Raw genomic sequence first — 22803 nt, forward strand, 5'->3', positions numbered from 1 at the left:
CTGCCTGGGATTGTATACTTGACGGCTTCTGAATTCATGGCCAATGGTGCTTTTTGCGATGAGTGTCTCGACGAACCAATCGACGCCGGATGTGTCGACCTTTCAAGGCTTGATCCTTGCGCTGCAGCAGTACTGGGCGGAACAGGGCTGCGTGATTCTTCAGCCGCTGGACATGGAAGTGGGTGCGGGCACGTTCCACCCGGCCACCTTCCTGCGCTCGATTGGTCCGGAAACCTGGAACGCCGCGTACGTACAGCCGTCCAGGCGCCCCACCGACGGGCGCTACGGCGAAAACCCGAACCGCCTGCAGCACTACTACCAGTTCCAGGTCGTGATGAAGCCCTCGCCGAAAAACTTCCAGGATCTGTACCTGGGCTCGCTCAAGCGCCTGGGACTCGACCCGCTGGTGCACGACGTGCGCTTCGTCGAGGACAACTGGGAGTCGCCGACGCTCGGCGCCTGGGGGCTTGGCTGGGAGATGTGGCTCAACGGCATGGAAGTGACCCAGTTCACCTATTTCCAGCAGGCCGGCGGCATCGAATGCTACCCGGTAACCGGCGAGCTCACCTACGGGCTCGAGCGCATCGCCATGTACCTGCAGGACGTGGACAGCGTCTATGACCTGGTCTGGGCGATCGCCCCGGATGGAAGCAAGGTCAGCTACGGCGACGTTTATTTGCAAAACGAGCGCGAGCAGTCGACCTACAACTTCGAGCACGCCGACGTCGACCAGCTCTTCGCCAACTTCGACCACCAGGAGAAGGAGTGCGCAAAGCTTCTGGAAGCGAAGCTGCCGCTGCCCGCCTACGAGCAGGTGCTCAAGGCCTCGCACACCTTCAACCTGCTGGATGCCCGCCACGCGATCTCGGTGACCGAACGTCAGCGTTTTATTCTGCGCGTGCGCACCATGGCCCGCGACGTGGCCCACGCTTATTTTGAGTCGCGCAAGGCCGAAGGCTTTCCGATGGCAAGCGAGGCGCTTCGCCGTGAACTACTAGACGACCAGGGAGACGCCTGAATGGCCGCTGATACGCTGTTACTCGAACTCGGTGCCGAGGAGCTTCCGCCGACTGCGCTGGACGCGCTCTCGGACGCCTTCGCCGACGGTATCGAAAAAGGCCTGCGTGAGGCCGAGATCGCCTTCGATAACGTGATCGCCTACGCCACGCCGCGCCGGCTCGCCGTGCGCGTCGAGGGGCTCGCCGACAAGCAGCCCGACCGCGAAGTCGAAAAGCGCGGCCCGGCGCTGGCGGCCGCCTTCAAGGACGGCGCCCCCACCAAGGCCGCCGAAGGCTTCGCTCGCTCCTGCGGGGTCAGCGTCGACGAGCTGATTCATCTGGAAACCGACAAGGGCACCTGGCTTGGCTATCGCGAGCATCAGGCCGGTGAAAGCGTTCAGGATCTGCTGCCAGCGCTGTTGCGCAAGACGCTGGGGGCGCTGCCGGTGCCCAAGAACATGCGCTGGGGCAGCTCGCGCATCGAATTTTCTCGCCCGGTTCACTGGCTGCTCGCGCTTTACGGTAGTGACGTGATCGCCGCCGAGGCGCTGGGTCTCGAGGCGAGCCGCACGACCTACGGCCACCGCTTCCACGCCCCGGACGCGATTCAGCTTACGCACGCCGACGACTACCTCGAGACGTTGGAGAACGCCTACGTGCTGGCGGATCGCACCCGGCGCCGCGAGCGTATTCGCGAGCAAGTGCTGGCGGAAGCCGAAGTGCACAACGCTACCGCGGTGATCGACGAGGATCTTCTGGTCGAAGTGAGCGGTCTGGTCGAGTGGCCGGTGGCGCTGACCGGCACCTTCGACGAGCGCTTTTTGAAAGTGCCCGGCGAGTGCCTGATTTCTTCGATGAAGGCAAACCAGAAGTACTTCCACCTGCTGGATGACGATGGCGCGCTCAAGCCGCTGTTCATTACCATCTCCAACATCGAGAGCCAGGATCCGCAGCAGGTCATCTCGGGTAACGAAAAGGTGATTCGCCCGCGCCTGGCGGATGCGGTGTTCTTTTATGACACCGATCGCAAGCAGAGCCTCGCCTCGCGCATTCCCCAGCTCGAAAGCGTCGTCTTCCAGCAGCAGCTCGGCACGCTGGCCGACAAGGTGCGCCGTAGCACCGCGATCGCCACTTACATCGCCCAAAAAATCGGCGGTGACACCGGCCACGCCCAGCGCGCGGTAGCACTGGCCAAGTGCGATCTGGTGACCGAAATGGTGCTCGAATTCCCCGAGCTTCAGGGCATCATGGGCCGCTACTACGCCGAGCAGGACGGTGAGCCCGCCGAGGTCGCGCAAGCGCTCGAAGAGCAGTATCTGCCCCGCTTCGCCGCGGACGATATTCCGCAAAGCCAGGCCGGCCAGGCGCTGGCGCTGGCGGACCGCCTCGATACGCTGGTAGGCATCTTCGCCATTGGCCAGCGCCCGACCGGCGCCAAGGACCCGTTCGCCCTGCGTCGCGCCTCCATCGGCGCGCTGAACATTCTGGTCAAGGGCGAGCTCGACCTGGATTTGCGCGAGCTTCTGAGCGTGGCCGCCGAGCAGCATCGCGAGCTTGCCAAGGACGGCCTGGTCGACGACGTATTGACCTATATGCTGGATCGCTTCCGCGCCTGGGGTCAGGACGAGGGCATCAGTGCCGAGATGTATCTGGCCGTTCGCGCCCGCCCGGTGACCAGGCCGCTGGACTTCGCCCGCCGCCTGCGCGCGGTCAAGGCCTTCACTCAGCGCGAGGAAGCAGCGGCGCTGGCCGCAGCTAACAAGCGCGTCTCCAACATCCTCGCCAAGCAGGAGCACGACGGCAGCACTCGGGTCGATGAAGCGCTGCTGCAGGAAGACGCCGAGCGCGCGCTGTATGAGGCGGTCGCCCAGAGCCAGACACGGGTCGCCCCGCTGTTTGCCGAAGGCCACTACCAGCAGGCGCTGGACGCGCTCGCGGAGCTTAGAGCCCCTGTCGACCGGTTCTTCGACGAGGTAATGGTCATGGCAGAAGATTCAGGCGTGCGCCAGAACCGTTTGGCGCTGCTGGCGAGCCTTCAAGCACTCTTTTTGGAAGTGGCGGATATTTCACTACTGCCGCAGTAACTTCCTTGAAACGCGATGTCGAGAGGGGCGCCTTGCGCCCCTTTTTTTATGATTACCCATATCTCTTGAGCCCATTTTTCAAGCGCCGTGTTTCACGTGAAACACTTTTAAACCGCGTGCTAAACTCACCGGCATTAGCGCTATGCTGCGACGTTTTCATTGTGGTAAAGGTGATCGCGGCCTACCGAGAACATATATGTATGACGAGTTTTTAAAGCAAGCCTACCCCCACCAACACGCCTCGATGGCTTACCATCAATTGGGTGAAGAGCGGGTTTGGCTCAAGCGAGCCGTAAAACGCAACGGTCGCTTTGCCTATACGCCGCTTAATCTGTTTGCTCGCGTGCTCAAGGTCGAAGCGCTCAAGCCCGTACCAAATCCAGGCGGTGAAAAAAGCATCCAAACGGAAGTAGCCCGCCTTGAAGCGCTCGACGCCGCCGGCATTCCTGTACCACGGCTGCTCGCGTTTAATTCTCAGGCGCTGCTGCTGGCGGACGCGGGTACGCCGGAAGCCCCCGCCTCGACGCTGCTGCATTGTTTGAAGCGAGCCGAGTCGCCGGAAGATGTCGACCGTCTTCTGCGGCTGGGCATCGAGGCGCTCAACGATGTCCATCGTCGCGGCTTTTACTTGAGCGAGGCCTTTACGCGCAACATCCTGGTCGTGAACGGGCGCCACATCGTCTTCATCGATTTCGAGACCGACCCGGGTGACATACACACGCCGCTCGATTGTATGGTACGCGACTGGTACTGCTTTATTTTCTCGCTCTACGGCAAGCTGCACACTTCACCGCTTCAACGTGAACGCCTGACCCCGGCATTGATCGAAGGGCTCAATCGTACCCGCAGTGACGTCTCCACCGCTTTCAAGGCGGCCCTGACGCCGCTTCTTCGCCTGCAGCGTATTCCGTTCAAGCGCTTCGGAAGCGACGGTAGAAAAATTCATTCAACCCTGCAATCGCTCGCCATTTTGCAGCGACGTATTGCGTGAGACGTATTCACATGCCTTTTACTGCCAAAAAACTGGTGATCCTCGATCGTGACGGCGTGATCAACCAGGATTCCGATCATTACATCAAAACCCTCGACGAGTGGGTGCCCTACCCCGCTTCGATCGCCGCCATCGGCGAGCTGACCCGCGCGGGCTATACCGTGGCGCTGGCCACCAACCAGTCCGGCCTCGCTCGAGGCTACTTCGATGAAGCGACCCTCACTGCCATGCACGAAAAGCTCGAACGGCTGGTTGAAAACGTAGGGGGAAAGATCGCGCATATCGCTTTTTGTCCCCACGGGCCTTCCGACGACTGTAGCTGCCGTAAGCCGCTACCGGGGCTGCTCCTCGAAATACAAAGCGCGCTCGACCTGGATTCGCTCGACGGCAGCTGGATGGTGGGCGATAGCCTGCGCGATCTGCAGGCCGGTGAGGCAGCGGGGAGCCAGCCGGTACTGGTCAAAACAGGGAAGGGGCAAAGAACACTGGAGAAGAACGAAGGGCTCGATAACGCGCGCATTTTTGACGATCTCGCTGCGTTTACCCGCTGGCTGCTGAAAGAGTGCGCTCACTGATTACCGTGGCTTCAACCCGTATAAAAAAAACGCCGCGATCTTTCGCGGCGTTTTTAGTTTGCACTGTTTCACGTGAAACACGTGGTATCAGATGTCCAGGTTGGCGACCAGCGCGTTGGTTTCGATAAAGTCGCGGCGCGGCTCGACTTCGTCGCCCATCAGAGTGTTGAACATGATGTCCGCCGCGACGGCGTCCTCGATGGTCACGCGCAGCATACGACGACTGTCCGGGTCCATGGTGGTTTCCCAAAGCTGATCCGGGTTCATCTCGCCCAGCCCCTTGTAGCGCTGGACGGAGAGACCACGCTGACCTTCGTGCATCAGCCACGCCAGCACCTCGGAGAAGTCCTGAACCGGCTTCTGGCGCTCGCCACGGGCGATGAAGGCGCCCTCTTCCAGCAGATTGTTGAGCGTTTCACCCAATGCCGTCATGGCGCGGTAATCCGTGCTTTCGAAGAAATCGAGCCCCCACACGTACTCGGTGGTCACGCCGTGAGCGATCAGCGACACCGTGGGCAGCATCAGGCCGCGCTCGCTATCCTCTTTCAGGTAGAAGTGGTAGCGCGGGCCGCCTTCGTAGGCCACACGTTCGTCCATGGTGGTTTGCAGCTCGGCAATCCAGTTCTCCATGGTGACGCGATCCTTGAGGCTCGCCTCGCCCTGCAGCGCGCTTGCGTAAACCGCCTGGCGCAGTACTTCGATGGGGAACACGCGACCGAGCCGGTCGATACGCTTCATGACGTTACGGTACTGATTCACCAGCGACTCGAGCTGCGAGCCGGTGATCGCCGGTGCGTCGGCGTTGACGTGTAATCCGGCGCCGTCGAGCGCGGTGGTGGTCAGGTAGTCGACCATCGCCTGCTCATCCTTCAGGTAGAGCTCCTGCTTACCGCGCTTGATCTTGTAAAGCGGCGGCTGGGCGATGAAGACGTGACCGCGCTCGATCAGCTCCGGCATCTGGCGGAAGAAGAACGTCAACAGCAGCGTACGGATGTGCGAGCCGTCGACGTCGGCATCGGTCATGATGATGATCGAGTGATAGCGCAGCTTGTCCGGGTTGAACTCCTCGCGGCCGATCCCGCAGCCCAGCGCAGTAATCAGCGTGCCGACCTCGGCAGAGGATAGCATCTTGTCAAAGCGGGCCTTTTCGACGTTCAGGATCTTGCCCTTCAGCGGCAGGATGGCCTGAGTGCGGCGGTCGCGCCCCTGTTTGGCGCTACCGCCGGCAGAGTCGCCCTCCACCAGGTAAAGCTCGGACTGACTCGGGTCCTTCTCCTGGCAATCCGCCAGCTTACCCGGCAGGCCGGCAATATCCAGCGCACCCTTGCGACGCGTCATGTCGCGCGCCTTACGCGCCGCTTCCCGAGCGCGGGCGGCGTCGAGCATCTTGTTGACGATCGCTTTCGCTTCGTTGGGCTTCTCGACCAGGTACTCGGCCAGAAGCCGCCCCATCTCCTGCTCGACGGCCGTCTTGACCTCGCTCGAGACCAACTTGTCCTTGGTCTGGGACGAGAACTTGGGATCCGGTACCTTTACGGAAATGATCGCCGTGAGGCCTTCGCGGGCGTCATCACCGGAGGTGGCGACCTTGGCTTTCTTCAAAAGCCCTTCCGCTTCGATGTAGTGGTTCAGCGTGCGCGTCAATGCTGCACGAAAGCCGGCCAGGTGCGTACCGCCATCGCGCTGAGGAATGTTATTGGTGTAGCAATAGATGCTTTCGGTAAAAGCGTCGCTCCACTGCATCGCCACTTCCACCTCGACGCCATCGTCGCGCACCGCGTTGAAATGAAACACCGGGTTAAGCGTCGACTTGTTCTTGTTGAGGTGATTCACGAACGCCTTCAAGCCGCCTTCGTAGTGAAACAGCTCTTCACGGCCATCGCGCTCGTCCATCAAACGAATCGCCACGCCGGAGTTCAAAAACGATAGCTCGCGCAGACGCTTGGCCAGAATGTCGTAGTGGAACTCGATATTGGCGAAGGTGTCTGGCGACGGGCGAAAATGCACCTTGGTGCCACTTTTCTCCGTTTTACCGACCACGCCCAGCGGCGCCTGAGGCACGCCGTGCTGGTAGTGCTGCTCGAACACGTCGCCTTGCCGCCAGATGGTGAGTTTTAGCTCGGAGGAGAGCGCGTTGACCACCGACACGCCAACGCCGTGAAGCCCGCCGGAGACTTTATAGGAGTTGTCATCGAACTTACCGCCGGCGTGCAGGACGGTCATGATGACCTCGGCGGCGGAAACGCCCTCCTCCTTGTGCAGCTCGGTCGGGATACCGCGACCGTTGTCGCTCACCGTGATGGACTCGTCCGGGTGGATCACCACGCGAATTTCACTGCAGTGGCCCGCCAGTGCTTCATCGATGGAGTTATCCACCAGCTCGAAAACCATATGGTGCAGCCCGGTGCCATCGTCTGTATCGCCGATGTACATCCCCGGACGCTTGCGTACCGCATCGAGCCCCTTGAGCACCTTGATGCTTGATGAATCGTAAGCCTGCTCGCTCATTGACCACTCCGTCGTGAAGTCTGTCTCGTTCCGTGTCATCTATCCGGTTGGGGCTAGCCGACCGAGACCCTGTTCGTCGTGTTTCACGTGAAACATTCGAATTTGAGTCGCTGGCTGCCACACATCGCTGAGTACGTCCGGATCGACGCTGGTGATGAATACCTGACACTGCATCTCTTCGAGCAGCGCGCAAAATAGCTTGCGGTGTTCGAAATCGAGCTCGGCCGGTAGATCGTCTATCAGATAAATGCATTGCCGTTTGGCGCTGCTTTCCAGAAGCCGCCCCTGGGCAAGCTTCAATGCGCTAACCACCAGCTTCTGCTGGCCTCTGGAAAGCACTTCGATTGCTGGCTGTTTGCCTAGCCGTATTCGCAGGTCCGCCCGTTGTGGCCCCTGCTGGGTAAAGCCCATCTGCTGGTCCGATGCGCGGCTGGCTTTCAGTACGTCTGCAAGCGAGCGTTTGACGTCCCAGCCCCGGGCATAGCGCAGGGTAAGCCCTTCGATGGGCAACAGACGCTCAAGCGTTTGTTCGAACACGGGTAAAAAGGCACTAAACCATGTATGACGCAGCGCATCCATTCGCTCGCCGGACTCGCAAAGCTCTTGCTCCCACACCGCGATTTCCGCATCGGTTATTCTACCACGCCTTAGCAGCGCATTCCGATGTTTCACCGCGCGGCGAGCGCGTTTCCACGCATGTAAAAAATCATGTTTCACGTGAAACACGCCCCAATCCATAAACTCGCGCCGACCGGCGGGTGACCCCTCCAGCAAGCGAAAGGCATCCGGATTGATGAGCTGAAGCGGCATGGCATCGACCAGCTCTGCCAGACGCACGCCTTTTTGCCCCTTCAAACGCAGCTCCAGCTCACGCTCGGCACGAAGACGGCGTACCCCCAGGGCAACCTCCGGATCACCGGCCAGACGGCCGTAGAGCGTCATGGCGGGGGCTTCAAACTGGATGGCGTGCTTGAGCTGGCGAGTACGAAACGAGCGCCCCATACCGAGGATGTGGATGCCTTCCAGCAGGGTAGTCTTGCCGCTGCCGTTCGCACCGTGAATCAGGTTGATGTGGGGCGACGGCGCAAGCTCTACCGCGGCCAGGTTTCGAATGCCTTGAAAGTTGAGCTGGGTCAGGCTCATTTCGGGATCACCCTGTCAATGCGTGAAAAAAACGGCGCCTGTGAGGCGCCGCCTTGCGGGGTGATATCAAAGCCGCATGGGCATGACCACGTAGAGGGCATCGCCGCCGCCGGGCTCTTCCAGCAGCGCGCTGCTGTTCGGGTCGGCCAGCGTCATCTGCACACGGTCCTCGTTGAGCACCGCCAGCACATCGACCAGATAGCCAACGTTAAAACCGACTTCCATGGCGGGACCGGTGTATTCGATCGCCACGTTCTCTTCGGCTTCTTCCTGCTCCGGGTTGTTGGCCATCACCTTGAGGTTGCCTTCTTCCAGATACAGGCGCACGCCACGGTACTTCTCGTTGGAAAGAATCGCGGTACGCGACAGCACCTGACGCAGCTCGGCGCGCTCGGCGATCAACACCTTGTCACCGTTTTTGGGCACCACGCGCTCGTAGTCGGGGAACTTGCCGTCGATCAGCTTCGAGGTGAAAGTGAAGTCGCCGGTGTGAGCGCGCAGGTGGGTCGCCCCCAACGTCAGGCTCACCGGCTCATCGCTGTCGTCCAGAAGGCGCGAAAGCTCGAGGATGCCTTTACGGGGCACGATCATTTTCTGGCCCTGTTCGATGCTGACATCGACGTCTCGTGAGCACATCGCCAGCCGGTGGCCGTCGGTGGCGACGGCGCGCAGCAGCTGATTCTGGATATCGAGCAGCATACCGTTGAGGTAGTAGCGTACATCCTGCTGCGCCATGGCAAAGGAGGTCGCCTCGATCAGATGCTTGAGCGTGCCGCGCGGGATGCTCAGCTCCTGACTACCTTCGCCATCCTCGATGTTGGGGAACTCCGCAACCGGCAGGGTCGATAGCGTGAACCGCGAGCGGCCGCTGCGAAGTACCGCTCGCCCCTCTTCGAGGGCCAGCTGGATCTCGGACTGATCCGGCAGCGATTTACAGATGTCCATCAACTTGCGCGCGGGAACGGTCGCGCCGCCCTCCTGCTCCACCTGGCTTGCCACCGTACGGCCGACCAGCTCGACCTCGAGGTCGGTGCCGGTCAGCGCGACCTGATCGCCCTCGACCTGAATCAGCACGTTGGAGAGCACCGGCAGCGTTTGACGGCGCTCGACCACGCCGGCTACCAGCGTGAGGGGACGTAGCAGCGCCTCTCGGGAAATTGAAAACTTCATCACTACTCCGGGTTAAAGGATCAATGGCCGCATCGGCTCGTCGAACATCTATGTATGAACAGGCGCATTGCGAAGGCTCAACTGGTGAGCAGGCGCATGAGGTTTTTGTAATCCTCGCGAATGTCGGCGCTCTCTTCCTGCAGCGCTTTGACCTTGCGACAGGCGTGCAGCACCGTCGTATGGTCGCGCCCGCCAAAGGCATCGCCGATTTCCGGCAGGCTGTGGTTGGTCAGCTCCTTGGCCAGCGCCATCGCCACCTGGCGTGGCCTCGCTACCGAGCGCGAACGGCGCTTGGAGAGCAGATCCGCCACCTTGATCTTGTAGTACTCCGCCACCGTGCGCTGGATGTTGTCCACGCCCACCTGCTTGTCCTGAAGCGCGAGCAGATCCTTCAGCGATTCGCGGATGAAATCCTGGGTAATCGGCTTGCCCATGAAGTGAGAGTCGGCGATGACTTTCTTGAGCGCGCCTTCGAGCTCGCGCACGTTGGAGCGAATCTTTTGGGCGATGAAGAACGCCGCATCATGCGGCAAATCGACGCTTGCCTGGTCGGCCTTTTTCATCAGGATCGCCACGCGGGTTTCAAGCTCTGGCGGCTCGATGGCCACCGTCAACCCCCAGCCAAAGCGCGATTTCAAGCGCTCTTCAACGCCGTTGATCTCTTTGGGATAGCGATCCGAGGTCAGAATCATCTGCTGACCGCCTTCCAACAGCGCGTTGAAGGTGTGGAAAAACTCCTCCTGCGAGCGCTCCTTGCCGGCAAAAAACTGAATATCATCAATGAGTAGCGCGTCGACGCTACGGTAAAAACGTTTGAAATCGTTGATTGCGTTGAGCTGCAGCGCCTTGACCATATCGGCGACGAAGCGCTCGGAGTGCAGATAGACCACGCGGGCGTTTTCACGCTTGCCCGCCAGGGCATTGCCCACCGCGTGCATCAAGTGGGTTTTACCCAGGCCCACTCCGCCATAGAGAAACAGCGGATTGTAGGCGCCGCCCGGGTTTTCCGACACCTGCCGGGAGGCCGCGCGGGCGAGCTGGTTCGACTTACCCTCGACAAACTTGTCGAAAGTGAAGTTGGGATTGAGGCCGCTTGCGTGCTTGAGGCTGCCCTCGACCTGTACTTGACGCTCGCCGGTACGCTTATTTGCAGACTCCTCGCGCTCGGCATCGATTTCGCGCTCGTCGGCGATATCGCCACGCGGTGGGGTATGAACCGCCGGCGCAGCAGGGCGTTGGGGTGCGGCCGACACCGGGTTACCCAGCTCTCGCGGTTGGGGGGCGGCCGCACGGCGACTACCAACGGTCAGACTCACCTTGGGCGGCTTTGCCGGTGATAGCTCGCGGATCAGCTCACTGATGCGCTTGGCGTATTTATCGCTCACCCAGTCGCGCACGAAACGGTTCGGCGCCAGCAAGCAGAGCTCGTTGGCGCCTCCCTCTTCGGCCTGCAAGGGGCGAATCCATGTATTGAACTGCTGGGAGCTTAGTTCGTCCTGCAGATAATCCAGGCACTGCTGCCAAAGCGCGAGTGACACTCATCTCACCATCAGTTGAAAACGGCCGACTATTGTAGCGCTCAGCCTTCCTGTTATCCACACGTGCAAGGGCTCCTTTTTGGCCTGTGGACAACTTGGCGCGAGCTATCGGGAAAAGTTCGGTGGGATATGGGGACAGTTCGCTCAACGGTGTTTTTCTCCGGCAGTATCCACACCCCTTTCACATCTTTCAAGCCGCTTTTCGACCGCTTATGCACACATTTTTTATAGTTTTAACCACCTGTTAATAAAATATAAAAAACACTTATCCACAAATAGTATCCCCACCATTAATAACAGCAGGTTTAAAATAATTTCATTAGTAATAGTAGTGTCTCGATGCGCGCGCTTTAAGGACACGTTGCGAGGCGTTAGGAGGTTTTTAGCGCTTTTTGTACGCAGAAAAATTGCACCGGAGGCGCGAAGTCTCTACAATTTCCGGTCTTGAATTGGATCTCCCCGGCTAGTTGCTCACTGGACCGGGTCGTTTGGAATTCACTTTCGTCCTAAACCACGTGGGAATAACGAGTTATGAAACGCACTTTTCAACCCAGCGTTCTCAAGCGCAAGCGCGCGCATGGCTTCCGTGCTCGTATGGCAACCAAAAACGGCCGTGCCGTTATCAATCGCCGTCGCGCCAAGGGCCGCAAGCGTCTGAGCGCCTGATTTCAGATTGCGTGTGTCGCATCAAGGCTTTCCCCGGGATTTACGTTTACTGAATGCCGGGGATTTCAGCCACGTATTCGAGCAGGCAGACCTCAAGGTCCACGGCAAAGGCATGATGGCGCTCGCGCGCTTTTCGCCTCGAGGTCATCCTCGCGTTGGTTTTGTGGTCAGTAAGAAGAACGTCAAGCTCGCCGTCGATCGTAACCGCTTCAAGCGTCTTGTTAGAGAATCCATTCGACTTCGCCAGCACCGCCTTCCCTCGATGGACATCGTGGTATTGGCTAAGCGTGGCGTACAGGATATCGATAATGACACTCTTGCCCGCCAGCTACACGGCATGTGGAAACGACTCGCCCGAGAGGCAACGGCCGCCACACCGCCTTCCCCGCTTGAAAACGCTACGCATGGCGCTTGATTCAATACGTCGCAGCTCGACCCGGGCCTGCCTTCTGGCAGGCTTTCGTGTGTCTTGGGCCGAGTAAACGGCGCTGCGCCATTGGCATGTTCACCACCCATCGGGCAGACCCCTCATGGACGTAAAACGACTTTTATTGCTGATTCCACTGGCCATACTGGCCTATCTACTGGTGATCCAGTGGAATCAGGACTACGGGCAAACCAGCTTCGAATCGACGCCGGAAATCACCCAGCGCGAAAACAACTCGGCCAATGACGGCGCGGGCCGCGACAACTTGACCGTACCCAGCAGCGGTGCCCCGCAAGGCAGCGCCGACGAAGGGCTACCGGCGGAGTCGTCAAGCGATGCTGCCAGCCGCGATTTCATCGCCGTTACCACCGACGTGCTGGACGTGCGCATCGACCCTTACGGCGGTGATATCGTCTTTGCCGCCCTGCCCCAGCACGAAATGACGCTGGATTCCGAACGCAACTACGTGCTGCTCTCGGACAACGCCACGCGAAGCTATGTCGCACGCTCGGGCATTCAGCTCGATGGTCAGGCCAGCCGTATCGCCTTTACGCCGGAGCGCACCGAGTATCGCCTGGGCAACGACGAGCAGACGCTCAACGTCGACCTGACCGCCGACGTCAACGGTGTCGAAGTCACCAAGCGGCTGACCTTCGAGCGCGGCGACTACGCGGTCGACGTCAACTACTTCGTGGCGAACAACACCGATGCACCGGTCAGCGCCCGCTTCATCGGTCAGCTCGCTCGCGATAACAGTCCCGACCCCTCCAGCGGCGTGACGCTGGGCATGAACTCCTACATGGGCGCGGCGTACTCCACGCCAGACACGCGCTACGAAAAAATCGATTTCGAAGATATTCAAAATCGTAATTTCCAGAATCAAGAAGCCGAAGGCGGCTGGATCGCCATCATCCAGCACTACTTCGTTTCCGCCTGGGCGCCGAAGCAGAACGAGCAAAACCTTTTTTATGTCACCACCGACGCGCGCGATCGCAACGTGGTCGCCTTTGCCGGCCCGACCAGCAGCGTCGCGGCCGATGGCGAAGCCACTCTGGGTGCCACGCTCTACATGGGCCCGAAGGTGCAGGACTATCTGGAACAGGTCGCCCCCAACCTTCAGTTGACCGTGGATTACGGCTGGCTCTGGTTCATCGCCAATCCGCTGTTCTGGCTTTTGGATCATATCCAGAACATCGTCGGCAACTGGGGCTGGTCGATCGTGCTGCTGACCGTGCTGGTCAAGGCCGTACTCTTCCCGCTGTCCGCCAAGGCTTACAAGTCGATGGCGCGGATGCGCAAGCTCGGCCCGGAGATGCAGCGTCTTAAAGAGACCTACGGCGACGATCGCCAGAAGATGTCTCAGGAGATGATGAAGTTCTACCAGAAAGAGAAGATCAACCCGCTCGGCGGCTGTCTTCCGATCGTGGTACAGATGCCGGTGTTCATCGCACTGTACTGGATGCTTCTGGAGTCCGTGGAGCTTCGCCACGCGCCGTTCATCTTCTGGATTCAGGATCTCTCGGTGAAGGACCCCTACTTCATCCTGCCGATTCTGATGGGTGTGTCGATGTTCGTGCAGCAGATGCTCAACCCGACACCTCCCGATCCGATGCAGGCGAAGATCATGCGGCTGTTGCCGATTATCTTCACCTTCTTCTTCCTGTGGTTCCCGGCGGGTCTGGTCATCTACTGGGTGGTCAACAACATCATCTCGGTGGCGCAGCAGTACTTCATCACCAAGCGCATCGAGAACGACCCAAGCGTTGGTAAAGGGATGCGAACCAAGTAATCGCTCCCCTTGCTCGACTTACCAGACCCCCGCCCCGTGCGGGGGTCTGGCGTTTTGGGCGCCGCGAATTCACACTATCGCCATTCATTCAAGAGACGCGCCATGGCTTCAACACTCTACACCCAGGACACGATCGCCGCACTAGCCACCCCGCCCGGGCGCGGCGGTGTCGGTATCATTCGGGTCTCCGGGCCCGCCTGCGGCGATATCGCCACTGCCCTGCTGGGGCGATGCCCGCCAGCCCGCTACGCCCACTACGGGCCGTTTCACGGCGAGCACGGCATCATCGACGAAGGCATCGCGCTGCGCTTTGAGGGCCCGAACTCCTTTACCGGGGAAGACGTGCTCGAGCTTCAGGGCCATGGCGGGCCGATCATCATGGACATGCTGCTCGAGCGCTGCGTTGCGCTCGGCGCGCGTCTCGCCCGGCCCGGCGAGTTCTCCGAACGCGCCTTTCTCAACGACAAGCTGGATCTCGCCCAGGCCGAGGCGATCGCCGATCTGATCGACGCCACCTCGCGCTCGGCCGCCGAAAACGCCGTGCGCTCGCTGCAGGGCGAGTTCTCGAATCGGGTGTCGACGCTTGTCGAGCGGCTGATTGCGCTGCGCGTTTATGTCGAGGCCGCCATCGACTTCCCCGAAGAAGAGATCGACTTTCTCGCCGACGGGCACGTGGCTACACGGCTTGCGGGCGTACGCGAGGAGCTGGAGTCGGTACGCCGCGCCGCGGGCCAGGGGGCGCTGTTGCGCGAAGGCATGAGCGTGGTAATTGCCGGTCGACCCAACGCCGGTAAGTCGAGCCTTTTGAACGCTCTGACCGAGCAGGAGACGGCAATCGTCACCGACATCGCCGGCACCACCCGCGATGTGCTGCGCGAGCATATCCATATCGACGGCATGCCGCTGCACGTCATCGACACCGCCGGGCTCCGGGACACGCCGGACGCGGTAGAGAAGATCGGCGTGGCCCGCGCCTGGGCGGAAATCGAGAAAGCCGATCGGGTGCTGCTGATGGTGGACGCCGCGACCACCGAGGCCACCGACCCGATGGCGATCTGGCCGGAGTTCGTCGAGCGCCTGCCGGATCGATCGCGGCTGACGCTGGTGCGCAACAAGATCGACGAAAGCGAAGAAGCCGCGGGTATTGATTTATCCACAGCCACCCCGACGCTGCGCCTGTCGGCGAAGACTGGGGCGGGTGTGGACAGTTTGAAAGAGCATTTGAAGAGCGTGATGGGCTTTGCCGCCACCACCGAGGGACGTTTCTCGGCGCGCCGGCGCCACCTGGACGCGCTGGATAGGGCGCTGGCCGCGCTGGAGGCCGGCCGCGCTCAGCTCGAAGGCCCAAGCGCCGGCGAGCTGCTCGCCGAAGACCTGCGCGACGCCCAAGGGGCGCTTGGCGAGATCACCGGCGAGTTCAGCGCCGATGATCTGCTGGGTGAGATTTTTGGCAGCTTCTGTATCGGGAAGTAGCGATGGTCACTCATGTGAGTAAGTGCTTACTTCTATAGCAGTACCCCATTAAAGCCTCTATCCGTCTCTATTCACCCCAGACGTCGCGGGCGATGTCGACCACCAACTGGAGCTTGGCCTGCTGCTCGGCTTCACTGATCGCATTGCCCTCTTCGGTCGAGGCGAAGCCGCACTGGGTGCTCAGGCAAAGCTGCTCGAGTGGCACGTAGCGCGCCGCCTCCCGGATGCGTGCCTTGATCGTTTCCGGGTCCTCGAGCTCGCCGGTCTTGGTGGTCACCAGGCCCAGCACCACCTTTTGATGGCCGGGCTTGATGAAGCGCAGCGGGGCGAAGTCGCCGGCGCGGTCGGAGTCGTACTCCAGAAAGAACGCATCGATATTCACCGAGCCAAACAGCCGCTCGGCAACCGGCTCGTACCCGCCCTCGGAAATCCACGTGGAGCGGAAGTTACCGCGGCAGACGTGCATGCCGATCACCAGATCCTCGGGTTTGTTCTCGAGCGCCTGGTTAATTACCCGGGCGTAGGTGCGCGCGAGCGCGTCCGGGTCTTCGCCGCGCGCGACGACCTGGGCGCGCTGCTCATCAGAACAAAGATACGCCCAGACCGTATCGTCGAGCTGCAGGTAGCGACAGCCGGCGTCGTAAAAAGCCTGAACCGCCTCCTTGTAAACCCGGGCGAGGTCGTCGAAGAAGTCGTCGATATGGGGGTAGGCATCCCTGCTGACCACGTTCCGACCGCCGCGAAAGTGCAGCACGCTGGGGCTGGGGATGGTCATCTTGGGCATGGCGCCCCCGCTGATGCTGGCGAGATACTTGAAGTCCTCGAGCATCGGGTGCGCGCCAAAGCCGAGCTTGCCCGTCACGCGAACGTTGCGCGATTTGGTCTGCACCCCGCTGAACTGGATGCCCTGCTCGGCGTCGATCCCCTCGACGCCTTCGAGCCCCTCGAAGAAATCGAAGTGCCACCAGGCGCGGCGAAACTCACCGTCGGTGACCACTTTCAAGCCGCACTGGCACTGCTCCTCGACCGCGTGCTTGATCGCCGCATCTTCTATCCGGCGAAGGTCGTGATCGCTCTTTTCACGGGCATTCTTGATCGCCGTTGGACGCAGCAGGCTACCCACGACATCGGCGCGAAAGGGGGCGGTTTGATCGCTCATCGTACTCTCCTGCTCTGTTACACGTGACTCGATAACCTTCATGCTCGCGCAAACCAGGGCTCGGCAAAAGTGATCATTTTTTGATGTCAGGTGAATCATTTTAATGGCCGCGCCGACGTATCGGCCAAAACCCTTGCCGGCCTCGACTCATACCGAGCACGCCTTCCACGCACAAAACGAGAACGGCCAGCCAGATGGCGATATAGGTTGGCCACTCGTTGGGGGCGACCGACTCGCCAAGCCAAAGCGCCACCAGAAACAGCAGCAGAGGCTCTACATGGACCAGAAGGCCGAAAAGGCTAAGGTTCAAAAGCGGCGCCGAAAGCGCCTGAAACACCAGCGCCAGCGCGCTCAACAGCCCAAGGCCAAAGACCAACCCCGCGAATTCGATGCTCGGCGCGCCGATCACACCGCCTTCTTTGATGACGAAAAAGAGGCTGACCGGCAGCGCCAGCAGCATGTCGAACCAGAGCCCGCCGATGTGGTTGGTATCGGTCGCCCGGCGCAGCCAAAAGTAGAGCGGATAGCCCAGACAGACCACAAGCGCGGCCAGGTGATCACGATTTTCGTCGAGGTGCGCGCCGACAAGACCCACGCCGCCGACCTGGAGGCGCTCAAGGCGCGCTTTTCCGGCCCGGAGATTCAGCAGTGCTACTACGTGACCGGCGAGGCGGACTTCATGCTGGTGCTGTTGGTACCCAGCATGCGCCGCTTCCAGGCGATCTGCGATGCGCTGTTTCACAAAAACCCGAACGTGAAATGGTTTCGCACGCTGGTCGCACTGGACCGGGTCAAGACCTCTCAGGAGGCTCTGCCCGCCTAGCCTGTCTACTCCTCGACCAGCCAGCGAGCGTCGAAACGGCTCTCGCTACCGAGCAGCGCGGTGACCTCGCTCATCGCGCCCTGCATGCGCTCATCGAGCCCCCAGGGCGGATTGATCACCAGCATGCCGCTGGCGTACATCCCATGAGTCTCGGCGGCCGGTTCGCGCAGCAAAAGCTCACTTTGCCAGATCTTACGCACGCCGCTGGTTTTTAACGCGCTGAGCAGCGTGTGATGCGCGCCTGACGGCAACAGCGGATACCAGATCAACATCACCGCGTGGCGCACCTTCTCGAGGGCGTAAATCACGCTATCTGCCACCTCCTGATACTCCGCCTTGCGCTCGAAACTCGGGTCGATCAGCACGCACAGCCGGGGCGTTCTCACCGGCACGCGTCTTTCGAGCTCGGCCAGCCCATCACCGTGAATACGCAGCGCCGTCTCGGGCAGCGCCTGGCTGTCGAGCTCGGCGTGCTCGCCCGGGTGAAGCTCGCAAAGGCGCAGCGCGTCCTGCTCGCGAAGCCCTTGGCTTAGCCACCAGGGCGAGCCGGGGTAACGGCTCAAGTCGGTGTCACCCTGTTGAACACGAGCAACGTGGGAAAGCCATTCACACAGGAGCGGGTTACCCAGGCTTTCTCGTGCCTTCCATAGCGGCTCGATACCTTCGCGGTGCTCCTGGAGCTTCAAGGCTTCCCTTGCACCCAACGGATAAAGACCGCGACCGGCATGGGTATCAATATATGTAATGGCACTTTTTTTACGTAACAGATAGTCACACACTGCGTAGAGGGTAAGGTGTTTATGAACGTCGGCAAAATTGCCGGCGTGATAAGCGTGTTGGTAGGAGAGCATGGCGGTTCGCACTGGTGGAATAAAAAAGCCCGCTATCCATGATAGCGGGCTCGCGGGTCAGACCCTACCGGGTCGAATCAAATCGATCAGTAGTTGCCCTGGCCCTGATTCTGACCGGCCTGACCGGTCGGCGTCAGGGTAATCTCTACGCGGCGGTTCTGGGCGCGGCCCTGCTCGTTATCGTTGCTAGCTACCGGCTGCGAGGCACCATAGCCGCTGGTCACCAGACGCGAAGAGGAAACGCCGTTCTGGCTCAGGTAGCTGCCCACGGCCTGAGCGCGGCGCTCGGAAAGGCGCTGGTTGTAGTCGGCGGCGCCGGTGCTGTCGGTGTGACCGGCGATATTGACACGGGTATCGGTGTATTGAGTGAGGACGTTGGCGACTTCGTTGAGCGCGCTGCGTGCCTGACCGGTCAGCTCCGAGGAGTCGAAGCCAAACGTCACGCTGCTGGGCATATTGAGTACGATGTCGTCACCGCGACGGTCGATTTCGATACGCGAGCCCTGCAGGCTTTCACGCAGTTGGTTCTCTTGGCGGTCCATGTAAGCGCCGACACCGGCACCTGCGGCCGCGCCCACCGCGGCGCCGATCAGCGCGCGGTCGCGACGGCTGGTGGCACCGTCACCGGAGAGCGCGCCGGCCGCCGCGCCGACCACGGCACCAATACCCGTACCGATGCCAGTGCTGGAGCGCTGCGTTTGGCCGCCGTAGGGGTCGGAACTGGCACACCCGGCAATCAGAAGGGCCGCGGCTACCGGGGTCAACAGTCGAGAAATACGCATCACTCACTCCTTTAAAAGCTTGTTTGATTAAACCGGGCTGCGGGTCAGTCGTCACTGATCAACGCCAGCAGCTCGTTCAAGAATAATAGACCATGAGGTGAAGCACGTAGTTTTACGGGCACTTGCACTAAAAGTCCTTTTTTTTCGGCGCGGGAGAGTTTCTTCAAAAGAACCTCCGGCGACTGGCCCGTATGCGCCGACCAAAGCGCCATCTCGACGCCGTCCGTCAAACGCAGCGCATTCATGGCGAACTCCAGCGCAAGCTCCGCTTCTTCGATCGCCGCTTTGCCGGCGATGAACCCGCGCGGGTCATGACGCCGGCGCAGGTAGGCATCGGGCTGACGGGTCTTCCAGCGCCGCTCGATCGTCCAGTGCCCCTGCTCATCGATGTGCGAAAGCTTGCCGTGGGCGCCGGCGCCGATGCCCAGGTAGTCGCCAAACTGCCAGTAATTAAGGTTGTGACGGCTCTGTTGTCCCGGCTGAGCGTAGGCCGAGATTTCGTAACGTTCGAACCCCGCCTTGACCAGCCGCTCATGGCCTTGCTCCTGAATATCCCAAAGTGCCTCCTCCTGGGGAAGCACCGGCGGGCTCGAATGAAAGGCGGTGTTGGGCTCGAGGGTGAGCTGATACCAGGAGAGGTGATCCGGCGACAGCGCAAGCGCCTGATCGATGTCGGCCAGCGCCAGCTGTGGGGTTTGGCCCGGCAGGCCGTGCATCAAATCGATGTTGAGGTTATCAAAACCCGCGGCGCGCGCCTGGCCCACGGCGTTGGCGGCTTCATCGGCGCTGTGGATACGGCCCAGCGCCTCGAGCTGGGCCGGCTGAAAACTCTGAGTGCCGATCGATAGCCGGTTGATCCCCGCCTCGCGGTAGCCATTGAAGCGCGCCTGCTCGGTGGTGCCGGGATTGGCTTCCAAAGTGATCTCGATGGAGGGGGAGAAAGGCAGCCGGGCGCGTACCTCGCTCAACAAACGCCGGTAGAACGAAGGCGATAACAAACTCGGCGTGCCGCCGCCGATGAAGATGGTCTCGAGCGAGCGGCCGCCAGCCAGCGCCAGATCGGCGTCCAGATCCGCCAACAGTGCCTCGAGGTAGGCCGCCTCGGGCAGCTCACCGCCTTGTGGCTCGTGCGAGTTGAAATCGCAATAAGGGCACTTTCTCACGCACCAGGGGGTGTGGATATAAAGCGAAAGCGGCGGGGTATTACCCATGTGCCACCTTCAACAGATCGACCAGCCCCTGCAGCGCCCGGCCCCGGTGGCTGAGCCGGTTCTTGGTGTCAGACGAAAGCTCCGCCACGCTCATGCCCTGGTCCGGGAGCCAGAAAAGCGGGTCGTAGCCGAAGCCGTTGTCACCGCGCGGGTGGGCCAGGATCTCCCCTTCCCAACTGCGCTGCACGATGATCGGTACCGGATCGTCGGCGTGGCGCAGATACACCAGCACGCACCAGTAGCGCCCGGTGCGCTGACCTTCGGCGCAGTCGGCGAGCGCATGAAGAAGCTTTTCGTTGTTGCGCGCATCACTTTTGGGCTCGCCGGCAAAGCGCGCCGAGTAAATGCCCGGCGCCCCGAACAGCGCATCCACCTCGAGGCCCGAGTCATCAGCCAACGCCGGCAACCCGCTGACACGGCTGGCTTCGCGCGCTTTTAACAGCGCGTTTTCGATAAAGGTCAGGCCGGTCTCTTCGACGTCCACCACGCCGAATTCGGACTGCAACCGCACATCGAACATCAAGGGCGAAAGAAGCTGTTTGAACTCTTTCAACTTGCCAGCGTTACCGCTGGCTAAAACGAGCGTATCGACCGCGGACATGGCATCACCTCCAGTATGGGCTCGCCAGTTTACGCCGATCGTGATAGCAGCTAAAGGTGGCAACATCAGAGGGATGGGTTAGACGATTCATCCATCATATGACTAGCCAGTCAGACCAGCGGCTTATTTTTTCCTAAGCAATGTGAAGGCGAAGCGGCACTTCACTTATTTTTAGTAACATAACTTTACTAAACTGATCTTCTAGGTAACAATCACCTCATTAACGTCTCACACTTTATTTGCAGTTGGAGGGTTTATCGATGATGCAGGAAAAGGCCCAGGGCGTGGTGTACATCGTCACCGAAAAAAGCCCTCAATCTCAGTTGTTTGCAGAGTACCTGAACAAAAAAACAGGTCATACGATCGATCTTTACGCGCCGGGGGCGGCGCTGCCAGCGTCCAACGCCGAGCAACAGCTTTTGCTGGTGGATGCGGATCACATCAGCGTCGATGCCATCCCCGACTGGCAAGAAAAGCTTCCCGAATCGCTTGCCCGCATGCCGCTGGCCGCGTTCAACATCCGTGACATGGATCACGCCCTGGAAGCGCTCTCTTGCTCACAGCTCAAGGGCGTGTTCTACCGCAACGAAAATCTCGAGGTGATTTGCAAGGGTATCCACGCGCTTTTGAACGACGAACTCTGGATGTCGCGGGACCTGATGGCACGGCTCATTCTTTTTTATCGCAAGTACCAAAGCAACGCGTTTCGCCCGGCCTGCGGGCTGACCAACCGTGAAATGGAGATCATTTCGCTGTTGAGCGCGGGCTCGTCGAACCAGCAGATCGCTGAAAAGCTCTTCGTCAGCGAGCACACGGTCAAGTCGCACCTTTACAACATCTTTAGAAAGATCAACGTGCATAACCGTATTCAGGCGCTGAACTGGATTCATCAGAACCTGGGGCCGATTCTGCCCAATATCGAAACCGCGCGTAGCCTGCAGCGCGGCCGCTAATTTCCCAACGAGCATTCGGCCATGGTCACGTATCGTTTTCATTTACCGCTCGCTGCCTGTCTACTGACGTTGGCTCTGTCGGTGCACGCCAGCGAAGAGCTTCCCGGCCAGCCCGTGTCTCCCAATCAGCCGGCCTCGCCAAGCGATTCCCTGCCGGAAAACGAGCAGGAAGCGGTGGATGCGATCAACCGCCTCTCCGGGCCGGACGGTGCGGAAATCGAGCCGCGCGGCTACGGCAGCAGTGAGCTGACCGGGGTCATGATTGACCGCACCATTACCATGGCCGGTCGTTCGTTCTACCGCGCATTCAGTCAACGTGCCATGGATAGCCCGCTGATCAATAACGCCACGATCACGATTCAGGAGCGCCCGGACGCCCGTTGGGGAAGCCAACTCTGGATCATGCAGGGCAATCAAATGTATTTCCGCACGCAGCTTTCGCCAAGAATCAATCAGGCGGATGAAGCCGCCAATGAGGCGGTACAAGTAGTTCAAGAAGCGCTGCTGAAGGAACAGTTGGCAACGGCGCTAACGTCGGACAAAGACCTGGGAAGCGAGGAGTTACGATAATGAAAGTCAAACAACGCAGTTTCATGCTGGGTACCGTCGCAGCGCTGGCACTCACAAGCGGAGCACAAGCCATTGCGGGGGATCTGGTCTATCGCCCCTTGAATCCATCGTTTGGTGGCGACCCCTTCATGGGGAGCTATCTGCTGGGTAAGGCGCAGGCCCAGGACACCACTACCGATCCTAACGCACGAGGCTTCGAGCGGCTCTCTTCTACTGATCGACTCGTTCAAAGTCTGGAAAGCCGACTCATCTCGCAGCTGATATCCGATGTCGGTGCAGGCAATGTCGATCAGGGCTCTTTCGACAGCGGCGAGTTCAACGTGGTGGTGAGCGACGATGGCGGCGAGCTCGTCGTGCGCGTGGTAGACAAGCTGACCGGCGATATAACCAATATCAGCGTAGGCGGCGCCTTTAATCCTTAATAAAACAGCGCTCACGTTTACCAATACCTAACCGGCAAAACGCCGCATAACGCTTATTTGTGTCGTCAG

At 60.3% G+C, this 22803-nt stretch carries 22 protein-coding genes; 12 read left to right on the forward strand and 10 right to left on the reverse strand.

Translation table 11 applies throughout. The annotated features are described in order from the left end of the window. Positions 1-58: 58 nt before the first annotated feature. From glyQ to gmhB, 4 genes are all read left to right on the forward strand, one after another. Positions 59-1018, forward strand: coding sequence for a glycine--tRNA ligase subunit alpha (glyQ, locus tag RN347_RS16875; RefSeq protein WP_263585697.1), 960 nt, complete (start codon positions 59-61; stop codon positions 1016-1018). Beyond that, entirely contained in the window at positions 1019-3082 is a 2064-nt protein-coding gene (gene glyS / locus RN347_RS16880; RefSeq protein WP_311959024.1) for a glycine--tRNA ligase subunit beta, read from the forward strand. Between the two features lie 196 nt (positions 3083-3278). Continuing rightward, positions 3279-4073, forward strand: coding sequence for a hypothetical protein (locus RN347_RS16885; protein WP_311959026.1), 795 nt, complete (start codon positions 3279-3281; stop codon positions 4071-4073). 11 nt (positions 4074-4084) lie between these two features. After that, complete coding sequence (gene gmhB / locus RN347_RS16890; RefSeq protein ID WP_311959028.1) at positions 4085-4648, forward strand: D-glycero-beta-D-manno-heptose 1,7-bisphosphate 7-phosphatase; 564 nt, start codon at positions 4085-4087, stop codon at positions 4646-4648. Positions 4649-4735: 87 nt separating this feature from the next. On the opposite strand, the gene gyrB is transcribed toward gmhB, so the two are convergent. From gyrB to dnaA, 4 genes are all read right to left on the reverse strand, one after another. Then, a complete protein-coding gene (gene gyrB, locus RN347_RS16895) occupies positions 4736-7156 on the reverse strand; it encodes a DNA topoisomerase (ATP-hydrolyzing) subunit B (protein ID WP_263585693.1) in 2421 nt (806 codons plus the stop codon). 39 nt (positions 7157-7195) lie between these two features. Continuing rightward, positions 7196-8299: a DNA replication/repair protein RecF gene (gene recF / locus RN347_RS16900; RefSeq protein ID WP_311959030.1), complete on the reverse strand. Its 1104-nt coding sequence runs from the start codon at positions 8297-8299 to the stop codon at positions 7196-7198. A gap of 66 nt (positions 8300-8365) precedes the next feature. Then, positions 8366-9469: a DNA polymerase III subunit beta gene (gene dnaN / locus RN347_RS16905; RefSeq protein ID WP_263585691.1), complete on the reverse strand. Its 1104-nt coding sequence runs from the start codon at positions 9467-9469 to the stop codon at positions 8366-8368. A 77-nt stretch (positions 9470-9546) separates the two neighbouring features. Continuing rightward, on the reverse strand, positions 9547-11007 hold the full coding sequence (gene dnaA / locus RN347_RS16910; protein ID WP_311959033.1) for a chromosomal replication initiator protein DnaA: 1461 nt from the start codon (positions 11005-11007) through the stop codon (positions 9547-9549). A 531-nt stretch (positions 11008-11538) separates the two neighbouring features. Between dnaA and rpmH the strand changes: the two genes are divergently transcribed. From rpmH to mnmE, 4 genes are all read left to right on the forward strand, one after another. Beyond that, positions 11539-11673: a 50S ribosomal protein L34 gene (gene rpmH, locus RN347_RS16915; protein WP_227391295.1), complete on the forward strand. Its 135-nt coding sequence runs from the start codon at positions 11539-11541 to the stop codon at positions 11671-11673. A 13-nt stretch (positions 11674-11686) separates the two neighbouring features. Further along, positions 11687-12088, forward strand: coding sequence for a ribonuclease P protein component (gene rnpA, locus RN347_RS16920; RefSeq protein WP_263585689.1), 402 nt, complete (start codon positions 11687-11689; stop codon positions 12086-12088). Between the two features lie 115 nt (positions 12089-12203). Next, positions 12204-13889: a membrane protein insertase YidC gene (gene yidC / locus RN347_RS16925; protein ID WP_311959038.1), complete on the forward strand. Its 1686-nt coding sequence runs from the start codon at positions 12204-12206 to the stop codon at positions 13887-13889. 102 nt (positions 13890-13991) lie between these two features. After that, the gene (mnmE, locus tag RN347_RS16930) at positions 13992-15362 is read left to right on the forward strand and encodes a tRNA uridine-5-carboxymethylaminomethyl(34) synthesis GTPase MnmE (RefSeq protein WP_311959040.1); all 1371 of its coding nucleotides are present in this window, start codon (positions 13992-13994) and stop codon (positions 15360-15362) included. 67 nt (positions 15363-15429) lie between these two features. Here mnmE and RN347_RS16935 read toward each other — a convergent pair whose 3' ends face one another. Together RN347_RS16935 and RN347_RS16940 are read right to left on the reverse strand one after the other, a co-directional pair. After that, on the reverse strand, positions 15430-16521 hold the full coding sequence (locus RN347_RS16935; RefSeq protein ID WP_311959043.1) for a cobalamin-independent methionine synthase II family protein: 1092 nt from the start codon (positions 16519-16521) through the stop codon (positions 15430-15432). 100 nt (positions 16522-16621) lie between these two features. Next, the gene (locus RN347_RS16940; protein ID WP_311959046.1) at positions 16622-17116 is read right to left on the reverse strand and encodes a hypothetical protein; all 495 of its coding nucleotides are present in this window, start codon (positions 17114-17116) and stop codon (positions 16622-16624) included. On the opposite strand from RN347_RS16940, the gene RN347_RS16945 reads away from it, so the two are divergent. Continuing rightward, a complete protein-coding gene (locus RN347_RS16945) occupies positions 17075-17344 on the forward strand; it encodes an Lrp/AsnC ligand binding domain-containing protein (RefSeq protein WP_311959049.1) in 270 nt (89 codons plus the stop codon). The genes RN347_RS16940 and RN347_RS16945 overlap by 42 nt on opposite strands. 5 nt (positions 17345-17349) lie before the next feature. On the opposite strand, the gene RN347_RS16950 is transcribed toward RN347_RS16945, so the two are convergent. The 4 genes from RN347_RS16950 to rdgB all read right to left on the reverse strand — a co-directional run bounded on the left by RN347_RS16950 (position 17350) and on the right by rdgB (position 20789). After that, complete coding sequence (locus tag RN347_RS16950; protein ID WP_311959051.1) at positions 17350-18195, reverse strand: 23S rRNA (adenine(2030)-N(6))-methyltransferase RlmJ; 846 nt, start codon at positions 18193-18195, stop codon at positions 17350-17352. An 86-nt stretch (positions 18196-18281) separates the two neighbouring features. After that, the gene (locus RN347_RS16955) at positions 18282-18977 is read right to left on the reverse strand and encodes an OmpA family protein (RefSeq protein ID WP_311959054.1); all 696 of its coding nucleotides are present in this window, start codon (positions 18975-18977) and stop codon (positions 18282-18284) included. 44 nt (positions 18978-19021) lie between these two features. After that, complete coding sequence (hemW, locus tag RN347_RS16960; RefSeq protein ID WP_311959056.1) at positions 19022-20188, reverse strand: radical SAM family heme chaperone HemW; 1167 nt, start codon at positions 20186-20188, stop codon at positions 19022-19024. Further along, the gene (gene rdgB / locus RN347_RS16965; protein ID WP_263585680.1) at positions 20181-20789 is read right to left on the reverse strand and encodes an RdgB/HAM1 family non-canonical purine NTP pyrophosphatase; all 609 of its coding nucleotides are present in this window, start codon (positions 20787-20789) and stop codon (positions 20181-20183) included. Before rdgB ends, hemW begins: the two co-directional genes overlap by 8 nt. Positions 20790-21049: 260 nt before the next feature. Here rdgB and RN347_RS16970 point away from each other — a divergent pair, with 260 nt between their 5' ends. The 3 genes from RN347_RS16970 to RN347_RS16980 are packed head-to-tail and all read left to right on the forward strand — an operon-like array spanning position 21050 to position 22734. Further along, entirely contained in the window at positions 21050-21742 is a 693-nt protein-coding gene (locus RN347_RS16970) for a response regulator transcription factor (RefSeq protein ID WP_311959061.1), read from the forward strand. A gap of 21 nt (positions 21743-21763) precedes the next feature. Further along, positions 21764-22312 carry a curli production assembly/transport protein CsgE gene (locus tag RN347_RS16975; protein WP_263585678.1) on the forward strand — a complete coding sequence of 183 codons (549 nt, stop codon included), beginning with the start codon at positions 21764-21766 and terminating at the stop codon, positions 22310-22312. Then, positions 22312-22734: a curli assembly protein CsgF gene (locus RN347_RS16980; protein WP_409335775.1), complete on the forward strand. Its 423-nt coding sequence runs from the start codon at positions 22312-22314 to the stop codon at positions 22732-22734. The genes RN347_RS16975 and RN347_RS16980 overlap by 1 nt, the downstream gene beginning before the upstream one ends. Positions 22735-22803: the final 69 nt, after the last annotated feature.

The sequence above is a fragment of the Halomonas sp. PAMB 3264 genome (genome assembly GCF_031954245.1).
GTDB lineage: Bacteria > Pseudomonadota > Gammaproteobacteria > Pseudomonadales > Halomonadaceae > Vreelandella.